The organism is Enterobacter sp. Ap-1006 (genome assembly GCF_011752835.1).
GTDB lineage: Bacteria > Pseudomonadota > Gammaproteobacteria > Enterobacterales > Enterobacteriaceae > Cedecea.
The window spans coordinates 89,197-109,905 of the sequence record NZ_VWWU01000006.1 but is presented as its reverse complement, the minus strand read 5'-3'; the positions used below and the strand labels follow the sequence as shown (position 1 = coordinate 109,905).

The 20,709-nt window shown below is 56.7% G+C and carries 18 protein-coding genes; 15 read left to right on the top strand and 3 right to left on the bottom strand.

Annotated features, from left to right (window positions below):
• Nucleotide 1 precedes the first annotated feature (1 nt).
• The 6 genes from livF (at nucleotide 2) to ugpQ (ending at nucleotide 5,979) form a co-directional block, all read left to right on the top strand.
• On the top strand, nucleotides 2-715 hold the full coding sequence (gene livF / locus F3J28_RS18335; protein WP_085938903.1) for a high-affinity branched-chain amino acid ABC transporter ATP-binding protein LivF: 714 nt from the start codon (nucleotides 2-4) through the stop codon (nucleotides 713-715).
• Nucleotides 716-999: 284 nt separating this feature from the next.
• Entirely contained in the window at nucleotides 1,000-2,316 is a 1,317-nt protein-coding gene (gene ugpB / locus F3J28_RS18330; protein WP_008457936.1) for a sn-glycerol-3-phosphate ABC transporter substrate-binding protein UgpB, read from the top strand.
• Nucleotides 2,317-2,432: 116 nt separating this feature from the next.
• The gene (gene ugpA, locus F3J28_RS18325) at nucleotides 2,433-3,320 is read left to right on the top strand and encodes a sn-glycerol-3-phosphate ABC transporter permease UgpA (protein WP_008457934.1); all 888 of its coding nucleotides are present in this window, start codon (nucleotides 2,433-2,435) and stop codon (nucleotides 3,318-3,320) included.
• On the top strand, nucleotides 3,317-4,162 hold the full coding sequence (ugpE, locus tag F3J28_RS18320; protein ID WP_008457932.1) for a sn-glycerol-3-phosphate ABC transporter permease UgpE: 846 nt from the start codon (nucleotides 3,317-3,319) through the stop codon (nucleotides 4,160-4,162). Before ugpA ends, ugpE begins: the two co-directional genes overlap by 4 nt.
• Before the next feature lie 9 nt (nucleotides 4,163-4,171).
• Nucleotides 4,172-5,242, top strand: a complete 1,071-nt coding sequence (locus tag F3J28_RS18315; RefSeq protein ID WP_008457931.1) for a sn-glycerol-3-phosphate import ATP-binding protein UgpC — start codon at nucleotides 4,172-4,174, stop codon at nucleotides 5,240-5,242.
• A complete protein-coding gene (ugpQ, locus tag F3J28_RS18310; RefSeq protein WP_166878514.1) occupies nucleotides 5,239-5,979 on the top strand; it encodes a glycerophosphodiester phosphodiesterase in 741 nt (246 codons plus the stop codon). Before F3J28_RS18315 ends, ugpQ begins: the two co-directional genes overlap by 4 nt.
• Nucleotides 5,980-5,983: 4 nt before the next feature.
• On the opposite strand, the gene F3J28_RS18305 is transcribed toward ugpQ, so the two are convergent.
• Nucleotides 5,984-6,343, bottom strand: a complete 360-nt coding sequence (locus tag F3J28_RS18305; RefSeq protein ID WP_008457926.1) for a DUF2756 family protein — start codon at nucleotides 6,341-6,343, stop codon at nucleotides 5,984-5,986.
• A 121-nt stretch (nucleotides 6,344-6,464) separates the two neighbouring features.
• On the opposite strand from F3J28_RS18305, the gene ggt reads away from it, so the two are divergent.
• A complete protein-coding gene (ggt, locus tag F3J28_RS18300; RefSeq protein ID WP_166878512.1) occupies nucleotides 6,465-8,207 on the top strand; it encodes a gamma-glutamyltransferase in 1,743 nt (580 codons plus the stop codon).
• An 85-nt stretch (nucleotides 8,208-8,292) separates the two neighbouring features.
• On the opposite strand, the gene F3J28_RS18295 is transcribed toward ggt, so the two are convergent.
• Nucleotides 8,293-8,790, bottom strand: a complete 498-nt coding sequence (locus F3J28_RS18295; protein ID WP_166878509.1) for a GNAT family N-acetyltransferase — start codon at nucleotides 8,788-8,790, stop codon at nucleotides 8,293-8,295.
• A 557-nt stretch (nucleotides 8,791-9,347) separates the two neighbouring features.
• Here F3J28_RS18295 and F3J28_RS18290 point away from each other — a divergent pair.
• The 5 genes from F3J28_RS18290 to gntU all read left to right on the top strand — a co-directional run bounded on the left by F3J28_RS18290 (nucleotide 9,348) and on the right by gntU (nucleotide 14,315).
• Entirely contained in the window at nucleotides 9,348-10,385 is a 1,038-nt protein-coding gene (locus F3J28_RS18290; RefSeq protein ID WP_166878507.1) for an oxidoreductase, read from the top strand.
• Nucleotides 10,386-10,508: 123 nt separating this feature from the next.
• Complete coding sequence (locus tag F3J28_RS18285; RefSeq protein ID WP_166867980.1) at nucleotides 10,509-11,204, top strand: pirin family protein; 696 nt, start codon at nucleotides 10,509-10,511, stop codon at nucleotides 11,202-11,204.
• A 94-nt stretch (nucleotides 11,205-11,298) separates the two neighbouring features.
• Nucleotides 11,299-12,294 carry a gluconate operon transcriptional repressor GntR gene (gntR, locus tag F3J28_RS18280; protein ID WP_008457915.1) on the top strand — a complete coding sequence of 332 codons (996 nt, stop codon included), beginning with the start codon at nucleotides 11,299-11,301 and terminating at the stop codon, nucleotides 12,292-12,294.
• Nucleotides 12,295-12,444: 150 nt separating this feature from the next.
• Entirely contained in the window at nucleotides 12,445-12,978 is a 534-nt protein-coding gene (gene gntK, locus F3J28_RS18275) for a gluconokinase (RefSeq protein WP_008457913.1), read from the top strand.
• A complete protein-coding gene (gene gntU, locus F3J28_RS18270; protein ID WP_008457911.1) occupies nucleotides 12,975-14,315 on the top strand; it encodes a gluconate transporter in 1,341 nt (446 codons plus the stop codon). The genes gntK and gntU overlap by 4 nt, the downstream gene beginning before the upstream one ends.
• Nucleotides 14,316-14,404: 89 nt before the next feature.
• On the opposite strand, the gene F3J28_RS18265 is transcribed toward gntU, so the two are convergent.
• Nucleotides 14,405-14,998, bottom strand: a complete 594-nt coding sequence (locus F3J28_RS18265; RefSeq protein WP_008457909.1) for a YhgN family NAAT transporter — start codon at nucleotides 14,996-14,998, stop codon at nucleotides 14,405-14,407.
• Nucleotides 14,999-15,172: 174 nt separating this feature from the next.
• Here F3J28_RS18265 and asd point away from each other — a divergent pair, with 174 nt between their 5' ends.
• From asd to glgX, 3 genes are all read left to right on the top strand, one after another.
• Nucleotides 15,173-16,279: an aspartate-semialdehyde dehydrogenase gene (gene asd, locus F3J28_RS18260; RefSeq protein ID WP_166878504.1), complete on the top strand. Its 1,107-nt coding sequence runs from the start codon at nucleotides 15,173-15,175 to the stop codon at nucleotides 16,277-16,279.
• Between the two features lie 261 nt (nucleotides 16,280-16,540).
• A complete protein-coding gene (gene glgB / locus F3J28_RS18255) occupies nucleotides 16,541-18,730 on the top strand; it encodes a 1,4-alpha-glucan branching enzyme (RefSeq protein ID WP_166878501.1) in 2,190 nt (729 codons plus the stop codon).
• Nucleotides 18,727-20,709: a glycogen debranching protein GlgX gene (gene glgX, locus F3J28_RS18250; RefSeq protein ID WP_166878498.1), complete on the top strand. Its 1,983-nt coding sequence runs from the start codon at nucleotides 18,727-18,729 to the stop codon at nucleotides 20,707-20,709. The genes glgB and glgX overlap by 4 nt, the downstream gene beginning before the upstream one ends.

Here is a 20,709-nt window from a genome sequence, read left to right as displayed (position 1 = left end):
GATGGAAAATGTAATGCTGTCGTTTGACAAGGTGAGCGCCCACTACGGCAAAATCCAGGCGCTGCACGACGTCAGTCTGCATATTAAACAGGGCGAAATTGTTACGCTCATCGGCGCTAACGGCGCAGGTAAAACGACGCTGCTTGGCACGCTTTGCGGCGACCCGCGCGCGACCAGCGGCCGCATCGTGTTTGATGGCAAAGATATTACAGACTGGCACACCGCCCGCATCATGCGTGAGGCCGTGGCGATTGTGCCGGAAGGGCGCCGTGTTTTCTCCCGCATGACGGTGGAAGAGAACCTGGCGATGGGCGGCTTTTTTGCCGAACGTGACCAGTTCCAGTCGCGTATTAAGCGCGTCTACGATCTGTTCCCGCGTCTGCACGAACGCCGCATCCAGCGGGCGGGCACCATGTCCGGCGGTGAGCAGCAGATGCTGGCGATTGGCCGCGCACTCATGAGCCAGCCTCGTCTGTTACTGTTAGATGAACCGTCGCTGGGGTTAGCGCCTATTATCATCCAGCAAATCTTCGACACCATTGAGCAGCTGCGCAGCGAAGGGATGACCATCTTCCTCGTGGAGCAGAACGCCAACCAGGCGCTGAAGCTGGCTGACCGGGGCTACGTGCTGGAAAACGGCCACGTCGTGCTGGAAGATACCGGCGATGCGCTGCTGGCAAACGAAGCGGTGCGCAGCGCTTATTTAGGCGGGTAATAAAAGCAAAACGGCAACCTCGGTTGCCGTTTTTTTTGTTTGCACCCTCTCCCCGTGGGAGAGGGACGGGGTGAGGGCATCAGGCCACTCCGCTGTGTTTGCACCCCCAGCCAGCCGGGGGAAAGAAAAATATATCTCCCGTCGACAAAGAAACATTTCATTCACTCCGCTGTAACTATTCTGTCATCCAGCCGTTATTTTTCTGTCATTCGAGCGTGTCATGTTACCTCGCGAGCATAAAACGCGTGATTTCGCGCATCCGGCACAACAAGAGAGATAACCGAATGACATCGTTACGACACACAGCTTTAGCGCTGACGCTTGGTCTGGCATTTGCCTCCCAGGCGATGGCCGTTACCACGATTCCTTTCTGGCATTCAATGGACGGGGAACTGGGTAAAGAAGTGGATTCTCTGGCAAACCGTTTCAATGAAACGCACCCTGATTACAAAATTGTGCCGGTTTATAAAGGCAACTACGATCAAAGCCTGGCGGCGGGTATCGCGGCATACCGTTCCGGTAACGCCCCGGCCATCCTGCAGGTATATGAAGTTGGCACCGCGACCATGATGGCTTCCAAGGCTATCAAACCGGTCTACGAAGTGTTTAAAGACGCTGGCATCAACTTCGACGAATCTCAGTTTGTCCCGACCGTGGCCGGTTACTACACCGACTCTAAAACGGGCCACCTGCTGTCCCAGCCTTTCAACAGCTCCACCCCGGTGCTGTACTACAACAAAGACGCTTTCAAGAAAGCCGGTCTGAACCCGGATCAGCCACCTAAAACCTGGCAGGACGTGGCGGCATACAGCGCCAAACTGCGCGCAGCGGGCATGAAGTGTGGCTACGCCAGCGGCTGGCAGGGCTGGATCCAGTTGGAGAACTTCAGCGCCTGGCACGGCCTGCCGTTCGCCACCAAAAACAACGGCTTTGACGGCACTGATGCCGTGCTGGAGTTCAACAAACCTGAGCAGGTGAAACACATTGCCCTGCTGGAAGAAATGAACAAGAAGGGCGACTTCACCTATTTCGGCCGTAAAGATGAGTCCACCGAGAAGTTCTACAACGGTGACTGCGCGATCACTACCGCGTCTTCCGGCTCTCTGGCTGATATTCGTCAGTACGCGAAATTCAACTACGGCGTAGGCATGATGCCTTACGACGCAGACGTGAAAGGCGCGCCACAGAACGCCATCATCGGTGGGGCAAGCCTGTGGGTAATGCAGGGCAAAGACAAGCCAACCTATAAAGGCGTGGCCGAGTTCATGCAGTTCCTGGCTAAACCAGAAATCGCCGCTGAATGGCACCAGAAAACCGGCTACCTGCCAATCACCACCGCCGCTTACGAGCTGACTCGTAAAGAAGGCTTCTACGACAAGAACCCGGGTGCGGACACCGCAACTCGCCAGATGCTGAACAAGCCACCGTTGCCGTTCACCAAAGGCCTGCGTCTGGGCAACATGCCGCAGATTCGTACCGTGGTTGACGAAGAGCTGGAATCCGTTTGGACCGGTAAGAAAACGCCACAGCAGGCGCTGGACGCTTCCGTTGAGCGTGGTAACCAGCTGCTGCGCCGCTTCGAGCAGTCTACCAAGTCTTAAGTTCTACCCTCGCCCCCTCCCGAAAGGGAGGGGACAGAGTACCGCGCTCTCTGTCACAGGAGAGCGTTGTGCTAAGGGGCAAGCATCGCCTGTTCTAACATTAACCGAGTAACCCTATGTCATCATCTCGCCCGGTGTTCCGTTCAAGTTGGCTACCTTATGCGCTGGTTCTGCCGCAGCTGATCATCACCGTCATTTTCTTTATCTGGCCGGCGGGCGAAGCCCTCTGGTACTCGCTGCAAAACCTTGACCCGTTTGGTCTGTCCAGCCATTTCGTTGGCCTGGATAACTTCGTGCAGCTCTTCCACGATAGCTACTATCTGGACTCTTTCTACACCACCATGATCTTCAGCGGGCTGGTTGCAGGCTGCGGGCTTCTGGCTTCGCTGTTCTTCGCCGCGCTGGTGGATTATGTGGTGCGCGGCAGCCGTTTTTATCAAACGCTGATGCTGCTGCCTTATGCCGTCGCACCCGCCATTGCCGCGGTGCTGTGGATCTTCCTGTTCAACCCAGGGCGCGGGCTGATTACCCACACGCTGGAAGAGTTTGGCTACAACTGGAACCACGCGCAGAACAGCGGGCAGGCCATGTTCCTGGTCGTGTTCGCGTCCGTGTGGAAACAGATTAGCTACAACTTCCTGTTCTTCTTTGCCGCTTTGCAGTCGATTCCGCGTTCGCTGGTGGAAGCCGCAGCCATTGACGGAGCTGGCCCCGTGCGCCGCTTCTTCTTTATCTCGCTGCCGCTGATTGCCCCGGTGAGCTTCTTCCTGCTGGTGGTGAACCTGGTTTATGCCTTCTTCGACACCTTCCCGGTGATCGACGCGGCAACCGGCGGTGGCCCGGTGCAGGCAACCACCACGCTTATCTACAAGATTTATCGCGAAGGGTTTACCGGGTTGGATCTCTCTTCCTCGGCGGCGCAATCCGTGGTGCTAATGCTGCTGGTGATTGTCCTGACGGTGGTTCAGTTCCGCTTCGTTGAACGTAAGGTGCGCTACCAATGATTGAGAACCGTCGCGGGCTGACTATCTTCAGCCACACCATGCTGATTCTGGGCATCATCGTCATTCTGTTCCCACTGTACGTGGCGTTTGTTGCCGCGACGCTGGACAACAAAGCCGTCTTCGATACGCCGATGACGCTGATCCCCGGTACTCACCTGTGGGAAAACATCAGCTACATCTGGACCAACGGCGTGGCGGTCAACAGCGCCCCGTTCGGCCGGATGCTGTTTAACAGCACGGTGATGGCGCTGGTGATCACCATCGGCAAAATCGCCGTGTCGATGCTGTCGGCTTTCGCCATCGTCTGGTTCCGTTTCCCGCTGCGTAACCTGTTCTTCTGGATGATTTTTATCACCCTGATGCTGCCGGTCGAAGTGCGTATTTTCCCGACGGTTGAGGTTATCTCTAACCTGAAAATGCTCGACAGCTACACCGGCCTGACGCTGCCGCTGATGGCGTCGGCCACGGCCACGTTCCTGTTTCGCCAGTTTTTCATGACGCTGCCAGACGAGCTGATGGAAGCGGCCCGCATCGACGGCGCCTCGCCGATGCGCTTTTTCTTTGACATCGTGCTGCCGCTGTCCAAAACCAACCTGGCGGCGCTGTTCGTGATCACCTTTATCTATGGCTGGAACCAGTATCTCTGGCCGCTGCTGATAATCACCGATGCCGATTTGGGCACCGCCGTGGCGGGTATCAAAAGCATGATTGCCAGCGGTGATGGCGTGACGCAGTGGAACCAGGTGATGGCAGCGATGCTGCTCACGCTCGTCCCACCGGTTGTTATTGTTTTAGTTATGCAGCGCGCCTTTGTGCGTGGTCTGGTTGATAGCGAGAAGTAGGAACCTTTCATGGCTGGTTTAAAATTACAGGCAGTAACCAAGAGCTGGGACGGTAAAACCCAGGTGATTCAGCCGCTGACCGTGGACGTAGCGGATGGCGAATTCATCGTGATGGTCGGGCCTTCTGGCTGCGGGAAATCTACGCTGCTGCGTATGGTCGCCGGGCTGGAGCAGGTGACCAGCGGGGATATCTGGATCGACAGCCAGCGCGTCACCGACATGGAGCCCAAAGAGCGTGGCATCGCCATGGTGTTCCAGAACTATGCGCTCTATCCGCACATGACGGTGGAAGAGAACATGGCCTGGGGCCTGAAAATTCGCGGTCTGGGCAAAGAACAGATCCGCCAGAAAGTGCTGGAAGCCGCCCGTATTCTGGAGCTGGACGCGCTGTTAACTCGCCGCCCGCGCGAACTTTCTGGCGGCCAGCGCCAGCGCGTTGCCATGGGCCGCGCCATCGTGCGCGATCCGGCGGTATTCCTGTTTGACGAACCGCTATCCAACCTTGATGCCAAGCTGCGCGTGCAGATGCGTCTTGAGCTTCAACAGCTTCATCGCCGCCTGAAAACCACCAGCCTGTACGTGACGCACGACCAGGTTGAGGCCATGACCCTCGCCCAACGCGTGATGGTGATGAACAAAGGCGTGGCGGAGCAGATTGGTACGCCAGTCGAGGTTTACGAGCGCCCGGCGAGCCGCTTTGTGGCAAGTTTTATTGGCTCTCCGGCGATGAACCTGCTGGATGGCAACATCAGTATCGACGGCTCACGCTTTGAGCTGGACGGCGGCGATGCGTTGCCGACCGGCAGCCAGCGTCTGCAGTGGGTTGGCCGGCCAATGACGCTGGGTATCCGTCCGGAACATATTGCGCTAAGCTCACAGGCTGCAGGTGGCATCCCGATTGTGGTGGAAACCCTTGAAATGCTGGGGGCTGATAACCTGGTTCACGGCCGCTGGGGCGGTCAAAAAGTGGTGATTCGCCTTGGGCATCAGGAACGCCCGCAGCCGGGCACCACACTTTGGGTGCATCTGCCAGAAGAACATCTGCACTTCTTTGATGGCAAAAACGGACAACGTTTATGAGCAACTGGCCTTACCCAAAAATCGTCGCCCACCGTGGCGGCGGTAAACTTGCGCCGGAAAACACCCTCGCGGCAATTGACGTCGGAGCGCGTTACGGCCACACCATGATTGAGTTTGACGCCAAGCTCTCGCGCGACGGGCAAATCTTCCTGCTCCACGACGACACGCTCGAGCGTACCAGCAACGGCTGGGGTGTTGCCGGCGAACTGACCTGGGACAATCTGCTGAAAGTTGACGCGGGAAGCTGGTTCAGCCGTGAATATGCGGGCGAGCCGCTGCCGCTGCTTTCTCAGGTGGCTGAACGCTGTAAACAGCACGGCATGATGGCCAACATTGAGATCAAGCCAACCACCGGCCTGGAAACCGAAACCGGCAAAGTGGTTGCGCTGGCTGCCCGTGAGCTGTGGGCCGGGCAAACCGCACCGCTGCTTTCTTCTTTTGAGATTGAAGCTCTGGAAGCCGCACAGCTTGCGGCCCCTGAACTGCCTCGCGGTCTGCTGCTGGATGAATGGCGTGATGACTGGCAGGAACTGACGACCCGGTTACAGTGCGTGTCTATTCACCTGAATCATCAACTGCTTGATGAGGCTCGGGTGAAGGCATTGAAAGCCGCTGGACTGTATATTCTGGTTTATACCGTGAACGTTCCCCACCGCGCGGCCGTGCTGCTGCAGTGGGGCGTCGATGCCATCTGTACCGACCGCATCGACGAGATAGGCCCGGACTTCTCCGCATAACGCCTTACGGCGTGACTGGCGGCGGCAGCGTTGAACTGTTTGGCTTCAACATGCCGCCGTTATTTCCTCTTAGCATCCCACCATTGGTGTTCGGCAGCGGGTTCATGCCCGGCTGCGACTGCAGGACACGCTGCTGATTATTGTTCAACTGCGTCTGAAGCTGCTGTTGTTGAAGCTGATTTTGCGATTGTATCTGCTGCTTTAACATCCCCTGCTGCTGAGACTGCTGCGTTTGCATCTGCGTCAGCATCCGCTGCTGGCTCGGGTTCTGATAGACCGGCAGGTTAGGGTTGTTGGTCGTGTTGAGCGGCTGTGCGAGCGCGGTTAGCGGCAGCAAGGCTGCCAGAAGCCATACCTTTTTCATCGTTATCTCCTCCCATCAGGGGTTGCTTAAGTTTACTCCGTTTCCTTTATCACGGTGATTATTTCGGATTTGTGAACCAGGCTTAAGCGGGGACTTTCCCCGGGTAAATGAGGATATAACGATGATAAAGCAGTGGAAAACTTTACGCTGGGTAGCGATTCCAGCCCTGACAATCGGGCTGTGTTTGACGGTTATAGCCGCTCCTCCGCCGGTTTCTTATGGCGTGGAAATGGACGTTTACCATCCGGTGCGCGCGGAGCACGGCATGGTGGCTTCGGTGGACGCAGCGGCGACTCAGGTGGGCGTCGATATTTTAAAGCAGGGCGGTAATGCGGTAGATGCCGCGGTCGCCGTGGGTTATGCCCTTGCGGTCACGCACCCGCAGGCGGGCAATATCGGCGGCGGTGGTTTTATGATGCTGCGCACCAAAGACGGCAAAACAACCGCCATAGACTTCCGGGAAATGGCGCCGGAAAAAGCCAGCCGGGATATGTTCCTCGACGATAAAGGCAATGCGGACAGCAAGAAGTCGCTGACCTCGCACCTGGCTTCCGGCACCCCGGGTACAGTGGCAGGCTTTAGCCTGGCGCTGGAAAAGTACGGCACTATGCCGCTGAATAAAGTCGTGCAACCGGCTATCAAACTGGCACGAGACGGCATCATTGTGAACGATGCGCTGGCGGACGACCTGGAGCAGTACGGGGCGGAAGTGATCCCGAATCACGCCAACAGCAAGGCTATCTTCTGGAAAGCGGACGGAGAGCCGCTGCAAAAAGGTGACAGGCTGGTGCAGGCCAACCTGGCGAAAAGCCTGGAGATGATTGCCGAGCAGGGGCCAGATGCCTTCTACAAGGGGGTGATTGCCGACCAGATTAGCGAAGAGATGGCGAAGAACGGCGGGCTGATAAGCAAGGCGGATTTGGCCAATTACAAAGCCATTGAGCGTCAGCCCGTCAGCGGGGAATACCGTGGCTACGAAGTCTATTCCATGCCGCCGCCGTCTTCCGGGGGGATCCACATCGTGCAGATCCTCAATATTCTCGAAAACTTCGATCTGGCGAAATACGGCTTTGGCAGCGCGGACACCCTGCAAATCATGGCCGAGGCGGAAAAATACGCCTACGCCGACCGCTCTGAATACCTCGGCGATCCGGACTTTGTGAAAGTGCCGTGGCAGGCGCTGACCAGCAAGGCTTATGCGAAATCGCTGGCGGAGAAAATTGATATCAACAAGGCTCGGCCGTCGAGCGAAATCAAGCCGGGTAACCTGGCCCCGTATGAAAGTAACCAGACCACGCATTTCTCCGTGGTGGATAAAGACGGTAACGCCGTGGCGGTGACTTATACGCTGAATACTACCTTCGGCACCGGGATCGTGGCCGGGAATACCGGCATTCTGATGAACAACCAGATGGATGATTTTTCCGCTAAACCGGGCGTGCCGAACGTGTACGGTCTGGTCGGTGGGGAAGCCAACGCCGTGGGGCCGCACAAGCGCCCGCTATCTTCTATGTCGCCAACCATCGTGGTGAAGGACGGGAAAACCTGGCTGGTCACGGGCAGCCCAGGCGGGAGCCGAATTATCACCACCGTGCTGCAAATGGTGGTCAACAGCATCGATTTTGGCATGAATGTGGCAGAAGCGACCAACGCGCCGCGCTTCCATCACCAGTGGCTGCCGGACGAGCTGCGGGTGGAGAAAGGCTTTAGCCCGGATACGCTCAGGTTGCTGAAAGAGAAGGGGCAAAACGTCCAGGTGAAGGCTGCGATGGGCAGCACGCAAAGTATTATGATTGCGCCGGACGGCAAGCTGTATGGCGCGTCTGATCCACGTTCGGTGGATGATTTAACCGCGGGGTATTGATTGCCCCCTCACCGAGAGGGCGGCAAGAAGCACGCTTGTTTTCCCCCTCTCCCTTTTAGGGAGAGGGTCGGGGTGAGGGTAAAACTCACTCCGGCTTAAAACGCGCCATAAAATACGCATCCACATACTCGCCGTCGCGCAGCGCAAAGCGCTTCCCGGTGCCTTCCACCTCGAAGCCAAACTTGCGGTACACCGCCAGCGCAGACGCGTTATCGGTATATACCGTCAGCTCGATGCGCTCGATGCGCAGCCACTTATCGCACAGGCTAACCATTTCCTTAAGCAACGCCGAAGCGATGCCTTTCCCCTGATGATCGTAATGCACTCCCATACCGAAAGTGGCGACGTGGCTGCGGCGCGGAGACTGCTCCACCGTCAGCGTTAGCTGCCCCACAATCTCATCGTCGATGCATGCCACCAGATGTCGGCTCCCCGGTCTGGGGTCGGTAATTCGGTCATGCCAGGCTTTTAGAGAAGGATGAGGTAGCTGCAGCGTGTCGCGGTAAAGCGCCGGATGGGCATACATTTTCTGTAAAGCTTCCGCATCGCCAGGTTCGGCGTGACGCACAACAACTGATTTCATCCTTTTCTCCTCAATGAGTTATAGAAAACCTTTTAAACATCATTGACTTTGAACAATAAGTCAACGCTATTTTTTTCAAAAAACGCTTTACAAGTGCGAATGATAATGATTATTATTGCCATGCGTTCAGGGGAGACCCCTACGGAGACATCCTGAAAGCACGACATTGCTCACATTGCTTCCAGTATTACTTTAGCCAGCCGGGTGCTGGCTTTTTTTTTGCCCATATTATTTGAAGCCTTAGCCGCGTTGGCTGCACTCAGTTACCCGAATCACTTACCGAAGTAAGCTCATCGGGATGTCCTCCCTTGCCGCCTTGCTACAGCGCCAACTCCTTTGGGGAAACTTCGATCCGATTCGGGCTACCTTACTTGCCATTTTGTCCCCGGGCTGTGCTCGAAATCCTCACGTATCTATATACGCTCCGGTTCCTGCGCGCAGGCCGTGAACAAACTGCCTGCGACGGCTACGCCCGACCTTTAAAATAAGTCTACGGCTATAACGTGGCGCGGCTTTGCAGTAAGGTACAGGCAGCTCAAATCAAAAAGGATAATGAAATGACTCTGCACTGTGCCTTCATCGGCTTTGGTAAAAGTACCACCCGCTATCACCTGCCGTTCGTTCTGGTTCGTAAAGACAAACTCAACGTGGCTCATATCTTCCGCCGCAGCGAAAAGCCGGAGCTGGAACAACAGCCGCAGTACGCGGGCATTCACTTCACCAGTCAACTCGATGACATTCTCAATGACCCGTTGGTCAAACTGGTGGTGATTTGCACCCACGTTGACAGCCATTTTGAGTACGCGAAAAAAGCGCTCGAAGCCGGTAAAAACGTGCTGGTGGAAAAGCCATTCACTCCGACGCTTGCCGAAGCGCGCGAGCTGTTTGCGCTGGCAAAAGAGAAGGGCCTGGTTGTGACGCCTTACCAGAACCGTCGCTTTGACGCCTGCTTCCTGACGATGAAAAAAGCCATCGAGAGCGGCAAGCTCGGCAAGATTGTGGAAATTGAAAGCCACTTCGATATGTATCGCTCGGATGCGCCTGCGAATCCTGGTAAACCGGCGGACGGCGCTTTCTACGGCCTGGGCGTGCACACCATGGACCAAATCATCTCCCTGTTTGGTCGCCCGGACCATGTCGCCTATGACATCCGCAGCCTGCGCAACAAAGCTAATCCGGACGATACCTTTGAAGCCCAGCTGTTCTACGGCGACCTGAAAGCGATCGTGAAAACCAGCCATCTGGTGAAAATCGATTACCCGAAATTTATCGTGCACGGTACCAAAGGCTCGTTCGTGAAGTACGGCATCGATCAGCAGGAAACCAGCCTCAAAGCGTACATCATGCCGGGTGAGCCAGGGTTCGGGGCCGACAGCAGCGTAGCGACGCTGGAGTACGTTAACGAAGCCGGGGAAACGGTGCGTGAAGAGTGGAAACCGGAAGTGGGCGACTATGGCCGCGTCTATGATGCGCTGTACGACACGCTGATCGTCGGCAAGCCTAATTACGTCAGAGAAATTGAAGCTCTCACCAATCTGGAAATCCTGGAGCGCGGTTTCGAACAGCCTTCTCCTGCGACAATAAGCCTCGGCTGATGGCATTTTGGCTCCTCTGACTCGTTCATTTTTTTTGAACAGAGGAGTCAATTCTCACCCTCTATGATCCTCCGCGAAATGGGTCCACACTTATCCCATCAAACGAATTGCGGAGGACATACCATGATCTACTTAAGAAAAGCACAGGACCGCGGCCATGCGAACCACGGCTGGCTGGACAGCTGGCATACCTTCTCTTTTGCCGACTATTATGACGCCAACTTTATGGGCTTCTCGGCGCTGCGGGTCATTAACGAAGACGTGATCGACGCGGGCCAGGGTTTTGGGACCCATCCGCACAAAGACATGGAAATTCTGACCTATGTGCTGGAAGGTGCGGTTGAGCACCAGGACAGCATGGGCAACAAAGAACGTGTGCCTGCGGGTGAGTTCCAGATCATGAGCGCCGGGACCGGGATCCGCCACTCTGAGTACAACGCCAGCCAGACCGAACCGCTGCGTCTGTACCAGATTTGGATCATTCCAGAAAAAACCGGGATTACGCCGCGCTACGATCAGCGCCGTTTTGATGCACCTCAGGGGCGCCAGCTGGTGCTTTCCCCGGATGCACGCGACGGTTCGCTGAAGGTTTACCAGGATATGGAACTGTCCCGCTGGGCGCTGGCTAAAGACGAGCAGTCGGTTTATCAAATTCCGGCCGACCGCCGCGTCTGGATCCAGGTCGTAAAAGGCGATGTGTCCATTAACGGTACGCAGGCAAAAACCAGCGACGCGATCGCGGTCTGGGATGAACAGGCGATTTCCGTTCACGCCAACGAAGCGAGCGAGATCCTGCTGTTCGACCTGCCACCGGTATAACGTTACCCGGCACAGCCCGCCCCTGAAAAAGGGGCGGGTTTTCTTTTGTCCGTGCTAAACTCGGCTGTCGAAACTTCACAAGTCGCGCAGGACAATGAAAAAGAAAAGACCGGTACTACAGGATGTTGCAGATCGCGTTGGGGTGACCAAAATGACGGTCAGCCGTTTCTTACGCAACCCGGATCAGGTGTCTGCCGCGCTGCAGGTTAAAATTGCCGCCGCGTTAGATGAACTGGGCTATATCCCGAACCGTGCGCCGGATATCCTTTCTAATTCAACCAGCCGGGCCATTGGCGTTTTGCTGCCTTCCCTGACCAACCAGGTGTTCGCCGAAGTGCTGCGCGGCATTGAAAACGTCATTGATGCCCACGGTTACCAGACCATGCTGGCTCACTACGGCTATAAGCCGGAACTGGAGCAGGAGCGTCTGGAATCCATGCTGTCCTGGAATATCGACGGCCTGATCCTGACCGAGCGCAACCACACGCCCAGAACGCTGAAAATGATTGAAGTTGCCGGTATTCCGGTGGTGGAGCTGATGGACAGCGTTTCTCCTTGCCTGGATATCGCCGTAGGCTTTGATAACTTCGAGGCGGCTCGTCAAATGACGGCCAGCATTATTGCCCGTGGTCATAAACATGTGGCCTACCTGGGTGCGCGCCTCGACGAACGTACCCTCATCAAGCAAAAAGGCTACGAGCAGGCGATGCTCGACGCCGGGCTGACGCCGTACAGCGTGATGATTGAAAACTCCTCGTCTTATTCCACCGGTATTGAACTGCTGCGTCAGGCAAAACGCGAATATCCGCAGCTCGACAGCATCTTCTGCACCAACGATGACTTGGCGATTGGTGCGGCCTTTGAATGCCAGCGCCAGGGGCTGCGTATTCCGGAAGATATGGCGATTGCCGGCTTCCACGGCCACGATATCGGGCAGGTGATGGAGCCGCGTCTGGCGAGCGTGCTGACCCCGCGAGAGCGCATGGGGCGTATCGGCGCAGAGCGTTTGCTGGCGCGTATTCGCGGTGAAATCATTACCCCGAAAATGCTGGATTTAGGTTTTACGCTGTCGCCTGGTGGCTCGATCTAGGCCAAAATTTTTATTTGATGCAGCTCACACTTATACACTTTGCAAGCTAATGGTTATTGCTTATTGCTCAGCCAGACTGGAAAATGTTATCGGTAACAGTTACCCGTAACAAAACCAGGCGCATTGCTTTGTGTCAGAGTCGGAGCCATCATGAGCACTACTAACCACGACCACCACATTTACGTCCTGATGGGCGTCTCCGGCAGCGGTAAATCCGCCGTTGCCAGCGAAGTTGCCCATCAGCTGAACGCCGCGTTTCTTGACGGCGACTTCCTGCACCCCCGCAGCAACATCCTGAAAATGGCCTCCGGCGAGCCGCTGAACGACGACGACCGTACCCCGTGGCTGAAAGCGTTGAACGATGCCGCGTTTGCGATGCAGCGCACCAACAAGGTTTCGCTGATCGTCTGCTCGGCGCTGAAAAAGCACTATCGCGACCTGCTGCGTGACGGTAACCCGAACCTCTCCTTCATCTATATGAAAGGTGATTTTGAAGTGATCGAAAACCGTCTGAAGGCGCGGAAAGGCCACTTCTTTAAAACCCAGATGCTGGTGACCCAATTCGAAACCCTGCAAGAACCGCAGGCGGATGAAAAAGACGTGCTGATCGTCGATATCGACCAGCCGCTGGACGGCGTCGTCGCCAGCACCCTCGCATTGATCAACCAAGGCAGCGCAGAGTGAGTACATTAACGCTTGTTTTAACCGCGGTCGGCTCCGTGCTGCTCCTGCTGTTTTTAGTGATGAAGGCACGTATGCACGCCTTCGTGGCTTTGATGGTGGTTTCTATTGGTGCCGGGCTTTTCTCCGGCATGCCGCTCGACAAAATCGCCGACACCATGCAGAAAGGCATGGGCGGGACGCTGGGCTTCCTGGCGATTGTGGTCGCCCTGGGTGCCATGTTCGGTAAAATCCTGCATGAAACCGGCGCGGTGGATCAGATTGCCGTCAAAATGCTGAAATCCTTCGGCCACAGCCGTGCGCACTATGCGATTGGCCTGGCCGGCCTGATTTGCGCGCTGCCGCTGTTCTTTGAAGTGGCTATCGTGCTGCTGATTAGCGTGGCATTTTCAATGGCGCGTCACACCGGAACGAATCTGGTGAAACTGGTGATTCCTTTGTTTGCTGGCGTCGCTGCCGCTGCGGCGTTCCTGCTGCCGGGGCCTGCACCAATGCTGCTGGCCTCCCAGATGCACGCTGACTTTGGCTGGATGATCCTGATTGGCCTGTGCGCCGCGATCCCGGGCATGATTATTGCCGGGCCGCTGTTCGGGAATTTCATCAGCAAATTTGTTTCGCTGGAAATTCCGGAAGATATTTCCGAGCCGCATCTGGGTGAAGGCAAGCTGCCGTCCTTCGGTTTCAGCCTGTCGCTGATCCTGCTGCCGCTGGTGCTGGTTGGCCTGAAAACCATCGCCGCTCGCTTTACCGCGCCGGGTTCTTCGCTGTACGAATGGCTCGAATTCATAGGCCATCCGTTTACTGCGATTCTGGTCGCCTGCCTGGTGGCTATTTATGGCCTGGCGTATCGTCAGGGCATGGATAAAGAAAAAGTGATGGCGATTTGCGGCCAGGCGCTGCAGCCGGCGGGCATTATCCTGCTGGTTATCGGTGCCGGTGGCGTGTTCAAACAGGTGCTGGTTGACTCCGGCGTGGGCCCGGCACTGGGCGAAGCGCTGACCGGGATGGGCCTGCCTATCGCGATTACCTGCTTCGTGCTGGCGGCGGCGGTGCGTATCATTCAGGGTTCTGCTACCGTGGCCTGTCTGACGGCGGTTGGCCTGGTGATGCCGGTTATCGAGCAGCTGAATTATAACGGCGCTCAGATGGCGGCTCTGTCGATTTGTATCGCCGGCGGTTCTATTGTGGTGAGCCACGTGAACGACGCGGGCTTCTGGCTGTTCGGTAAGTTTACCGGCGCAACCGAAGCGCAGACGCTGAAGACCTGGACGATGATGGAAACCATTCTCGGCACCACCGGGGCGATTGTCGGGATGATTGCGTTCAGCCTGCTGAGCTAAAGTCTTCTGACCAGGAAAAAGGCAGCGCTCTTCGGAGGCTGCCTTTTTTATTACTCCTGAACAGGTCCTCTCCCAGGGGGAGGGATGTGCTACCCCCGCATCCAGGCGCGGATGCCGTCCAGAAACATCTGGGTGGAAATCATCACCAGCACCAGCCCCATCAGGCGCTCCAGGGCGTTAACTCCTTTCTCACCCAACAGGCGCAGGAACAGGGAAGACTGCAGCAGAATTGCCACGGTACCGCCCCAGGCCAGCATCAGCGCGGCCACTAAATGCCCCATCTGATTTGGATACTGGTGCGAAAGCAGCATCAGCGTCGCCAGCAAAGAAGGGCCAGCAACCAGCGGGATCGCCAGCGGTACGATAAACGGCTCTTCACCCGCAGGCAGGCCGGATGAACTGCCTTCCTGGCCTGGGAAAATCATCTTAATGGCAATCAGGAACAGAATAATGCCGCCTGAAATCGACACGGTTTCAGCGCGTAAATTCAGGAAACCAAGAATTTTTTCCCCGGCAAACAGGAAGATAAGCATCAGCAGCAGAGCAATAAGCAGTTCGCGGATCATAATGGCCCGGCGGCGCTTTGGCTCCGTGTGTTTTAGGACCGACATAAAGATCGGCAGGTTACCCAGCGGGTCCATAATCAGGATCAGGAGTACCGCGGCGGATATGATTTCAGTCATCTGTTTTCCCCAAAATCTGGCAAGTTGTTTCTGGTAATAAGCTTTGTTTCTGACTCGGTGGATATCATTGATTAATTTCACTTGCGACTTTGGCTGCATTTTGTAAGGTGGAGTGATGTTCTGGCCCACGGCCAGCGCTTACACACGCAATCATCTCTGCAGGATTAAGTCGCTATGAAAAATGTTGGTTTTATTGGCTGGCGCGGTATGGTCGGCTCTGTACTCATGCAACGCATGGTGGAAGAGCGCGATTTTGACGCCATTCGTCCGGTTTTCTTCTCCACTTCCCAGCTTGGGCAGGCAGCCCCTACGTTTGCCGGCACCACCGGCGGTACACTGCAGGACGCATTTGATCTGGAAGCGCTGAAGGCGCTGGATATCATCGTGACCTGCCAGGGCGGCGATTATACCAACGAAATCTATCCAAAGCTCCGTGAAAGCGGCTGGCAGGGTTACTGGATCGACGCAGCTTCTTCTCTACGCATGAAAGATGACGCGATTATTATCCTCGACCCGGTAAACCAGCACGTTATTCAGGAAGGCCTGAACAAAGGCGTGAAAACCTTCGTCGGCGGTAACTGCACCGTCAGTCTGATGCTGATGTCCCTCGGCGGCCTGTTTGCCCACGACCTGGTTGACTGGGTTTCCGTGGCGACTTACCAGGCGGCATCCGGCGGCGGCGCGCGTCATATGCGCGAGCTGCTGAACCAAATGGGCCAGCTGTACGGCGAAGTTTCTACCGAACTGGCAAATCCGGCTTCCGCTATTCTTGATATCGAACGTAAGGTCACCGAACTTGGCCGCAGCGGCAAGCTGCCGGTGGATAACTTCGGCGTGCCGCTGGCCGGCAGCCTGATCCCGTGGATCGACAAGCAGCTCGACAACGGCCAGAGCCGTGAAGAGTGGAAAGGCCAGGCCGAAACCAACAAAATTCTTGCGACCTCTGCTGCTATCCCGGTTGACGGTCTGTGCGTGCGCGTTGGCGCGCTGCGCTGCCACAGCCAGGCGTTCACCATCAAGCTGAAAAAAGACGTGTCTATTCCTACCGTGGAAGAGCTGCTGGCCGCACACAACCCGTGGGCGAAAGTGGTGCCAAACGACCGCGATATCACCATGCGTGAACTGACGCCTGCCGCGGTAACCGGCACACTGTCGACGCCGGTTGGCCGTCTGCGCAAGCTGAACATGGGGCCGGAGTACCTTTCCGCCTTCACCGTCGGCGACCAGCTGCTGTGGGGTGCCGCCGAACCGCTGCGCAGAATGCTGCGGTCACTCGCATAATTACACTTATTTACCTGAGGGGCTTTGTGGCCCCTCTTTTTTTGCCCGTAATTTAAGGTACAACGGAATTCATTAATTAATTTCACGAGGAGTTAATAAAGCGTTGGCTATGCTTAAGTCAGCACGCGCAAGCGTTTTGGCGAGTATTGGGCGAACTGGCTTACAGGAGTTGCGCACCGTTCGTCGGGGTCAATGATAAGTGTCGTATCCGCACGCAGGCGTAGGGCGGGTCATCGGTGACACATAAAAAAGGAAAATGCCATGTCTGTTCTGCCGGAAAGAGACGTGATTAATGCGCTAATTGCGGGTCATTTTGCCGATCCGTTTTCCCTGCTGGGAATGCACCAAACCGACGCCGGGCTTGAAGTTCGGGCGCTGTTGCCTGACGCCACCGAAGTGTGGGTTATTGAGCCTAAAACAGGGCGTAAAGTCGCCCAGCTCGACTGCCTCGATTCCCGCGGCTTCTTCTGCGGGCTGATCCCTCGCCGTAAAAATGCTTTTCGCTACCAGCTTGCCGTTGTCTGGCACGGCCAGGAAAACCAGATCGACGATCCCTACCGTTTTGGTCCTTTGACTCAGGAGCTGGATAGCTGGCTGCTCTCAGAAGGCACGCATTTACGCCCTTATGAAACGCTGGGCGCGCACGCTGAAACAATGGACGGCGTGACCGGAACGCGTTTCTCGCTTTGGGCCCCCAACGCCCGTCGCGTTTCCGTGGTGGGGCAGTTTAACTATTGGGATGGCCGCCGCCATCCGATGCGGCTGCGGCGCGAAAGCGGCATTTGGGAGCTGTTTATCCCCGGCGCGCACAACGGTCAGCTTTATAAATTTGAACTGTTGGACGCCGAAGGGCGGCTGCGTATTAAAGCCGATCCTTATGCTTTTGAAGCGCAAATGCGCCCGGAAACGGCCTCGCTGATTTGCGGCCTGCCGGAGAAAACCACGCTCAGCCCCGAGCGGCAGAAAGCTAACGGTTTTGATCAACCCATCTCCATCTATGAGGTGCACCTCGGCTCCTGGCGTCGCCACACCGACAATAATTTCTGGCTCAGCTACCGCGAACTGGCGGATCAGCTCATTCCCTACGTCAAAGAGATGGGCTTTACCCATCTTGAACTGCTGCCGGTTAACGAGCATCCGTTTGACGGCAGCTGGGGCTATCAGCCGCAGGGGCTTTACGCGCCGACGCGTCGTTTCGGCACTCGCGACGACTTCCTCTATTTCATCAGAACCGCCCACGAAGCCGGGCTTAATGTTCTGCTGGACTGGGTTCCGGGCCATTTCCCGACGGATGACGCCGGGCTGGCGAAGTTCGACGGCACCGCGCTGTATGAGCACTGCAATCCGCAAGAGGGCTACCACCAGGACTGGAACACGCTGATTTACAACTATGGCCGCCGGGAAGTCAGCAACTATCTGGTGGGCAACGCGCTCTACTGGATTGAGCGGTTTGGCATTGACGGCCTGCGTGTGGATGCCGTGGCGTCGATGATTTATCGCGACTATAGCCGGGAAAGCGGCCAATGGGTGCCGAATGAGCACGGCGGGCGTGAGAACCTCGAAGCGATTGCGTTTTTGCGTAGCACTAACCGCATCATCGGCGAACAAACGCCGGGCGCGGTGACGATGGCGGAAGAGTCCACCGATTTTGCCGGTGTCTCTCGCCCACCAAGTATGGACGGCCTGGGGTTCTGGTTTAAGTGGAATCTGGGCTGGATGCACGACACGCTCGATTACATGAAGCTCGACCCGGTTTACCGCCAGTACCACCACGACAAAATGACCTTCGGCATGCTGTACAACGGCACCGAAAACTTTGTGCTGCCGCTGTCTCACGATGAAGTTGTGCACGGCAAAAAATCCATTCTTGATCGTATGCCGGGGGATGCCTGGCAGAAGTTTGCCAATCTTCGCGCCTACTACGGCTGGATGTGGGCATTTCCAGGCAAAAAGCTGCTGTTTATGGGCAACGAATTTGCCCAGGGGCGAGAGTGGAACCACGACAGCAGCCTCGACTGGCACCTGCTGCAGGGCGGCGATAACTGGCACCACGGCGTGCAGCGCCTCGTACGCGACCTGAATCATACCTATCGGCGTCATGCGGCCTTGCATCAGCTGGATTTTGACGGCTATGGCTTTGAATGGCTGGTGGTGGAAGATAAGGTCAATTCAGTCTTTATTTTCGTGCGGCGTGATGCCGAGGGCAATGAGGTGATTGTCGCCAGCAACTTTACGCCGGTGCCGCGTTACCACTATCGCTTCGGCATCAACCAGCCAGGGCGCTGGCGTGAAGAGCTGAATACCGACTCCATGCACTATCACGGCAGCAACTCTGGTAACAGCGGCACGGTGCGCAGTGAGGCGGTGCCTAGCCACGGTCGCGACCATTCGCTGTGTATTACGCTACCGCCGCTGTCCACGCTCTGGTTAATCCGCGAGGGGGACGCATGACGCAGCTTACCCAAGGCAGCCCGGCTCCTTTTGGGGCGTATTTCGACGGCAAAGGCGTTAACTTCACGCTCTATTCCGTGCATGCGGAAAAGGTCGAGCTGTGCTTGTTCGACGAGTATGGCCACGAGCGCCGCTACGACATGCCTGCGCGCTCCGGGGATATCTGGCATGGCTATTTGCCGGATGGCAAGCCGGGGCAGCTGTACGGCTACCGGGTTCATGGCCCCTGGGCGCCTGAGCAGGGCCACCGTTTCAACCCGGCGAAGCTGCTGCTCGATCCCTGTGCTCGCGTGGTCGTCGGCGGGGCAGAAGATCACCCGCATTTTCACTGCGGCTACGATGAGCCCAACCTTGAAGACAGCGCCCCGCACATGGCGAAGTGCGTAGTGGTCAGAGAGACATTTGACTGGGAAGACGACCTGCCGCTCCGAACGCCGTGGGGCAACACGGTTATCTATGAAGCTCATGTTCGCGGGCTGACGTTGCTCCACCCCGGCATCCCGGAAGAGCTGCGTGGGACTTATGCGGCGCTGGGGCATCCGGTGATGATCGACTACTTCAAGCGCCTGGGCATCACGGCGCTTGAGCTGCTGCCCGTGGCGCATTTTGTTACCGAGCCACGGATTTCCCAGCTTGGGCTGAGTAACTATTGGGGTTACAACCCTCGCGCTTTCTATGCCGTTGAAAGCTACTACGCGATAGACCAGAACCCCCACAACGCTGCCAACGAGCTGCGTGGCGCCATCAAAGCGCTGCATCAGGCCGGTGTAGAAGTGATCCTCGACATTGTGTTGAACCACAGCGCGGAGCTGGACAAGGACGGCCCAACCCTGTCGCTGAGCGGAATCGACAACCGTAGCTATTATTGGTTAATGGACAATGGCGATTACCAGAACTGGACCGGCTGCGGGAACACCCTGAATCTCAGCACGCCGGGCGTGGTTGCCCAGATGATCGACTGCCTGCGCTACTGGGTCGACAGTTTTCACGTGGACGGTTTCCGGTTCGATTTGGCTTCGGTAATGGGGCGCACGCCCGAATTTCGGCAGGACGCCCCGCTGTTTGAGGCAATTAAAAACGATCCTCACCTGTCGCAGGTGAAGCTGATTGCGGAGCCCTGGGACATCGGCCAGGGCGGTTATCAGGTCGGTAATTTCCCTCCGCTGTTTGCCGAATGGAACGATCATTTCAGGGACGGGATGCGCCGCTTCTGGCTCCAGCAGGATCTCTCTTTGGGCGGCTTCGCCTGCCGCTTTGCTGGCTCGAGCGACGTTTATCGCCACGGCGAAAGGCTGCCTTCCACCAGTATTAATTTAATCACCGCCCATGATGGTTTTACGCTGCGGGATTGCGTAAGTTTTAACCAGAAGCATAACGAAGCCAACGGCGAAGATAACCGCGACGGCACCAACAGCAATTTTAGTAACAACTATGGGTTTGAAGGGCTTGAAGCCAGCTTGATTACCAAGGAACGGCGGCGCGACAGCGTGCATGCCCTGCTCACCACGCTGCTGCTCTCGCAGGGCACGCCGATGCTGCTTGCCGGGGATGAACACGGCCACAGCCAGCACGGCAACAACAATGCCTACTGCCAGGACAACGTGCTGACCTGGCTTGACTGGGCTGAGGGCAATGACGGCCTGACGGCCTTTACGGCGGCGCTCCTCCAGCTTCGACAGGCTATCCCGGCGCTGACCGCCAACCGCTGGTGGGAAGAGGGTGATGGCAACGTCCGTTGGCTGAATAAAGACGCGCAACCCCTGAACGTCGATGAGTGGCAAAACGGCGTACACCGCCTGCAAATCCAGCTGTCTGACCGCTGGCTTATCGCAATTAACGCGACCGAAGAAGTTGCGGACATCGTTCTACCTGAGGGGGAATGGCACGCTGTTCCTCCGTTTGCCGGAGAGGACAACCCGGTCGTGATGGTTGTATGGCATGGTCCCGCGCACGGAGTTTGCGTGTTCCAAAAGTCATGA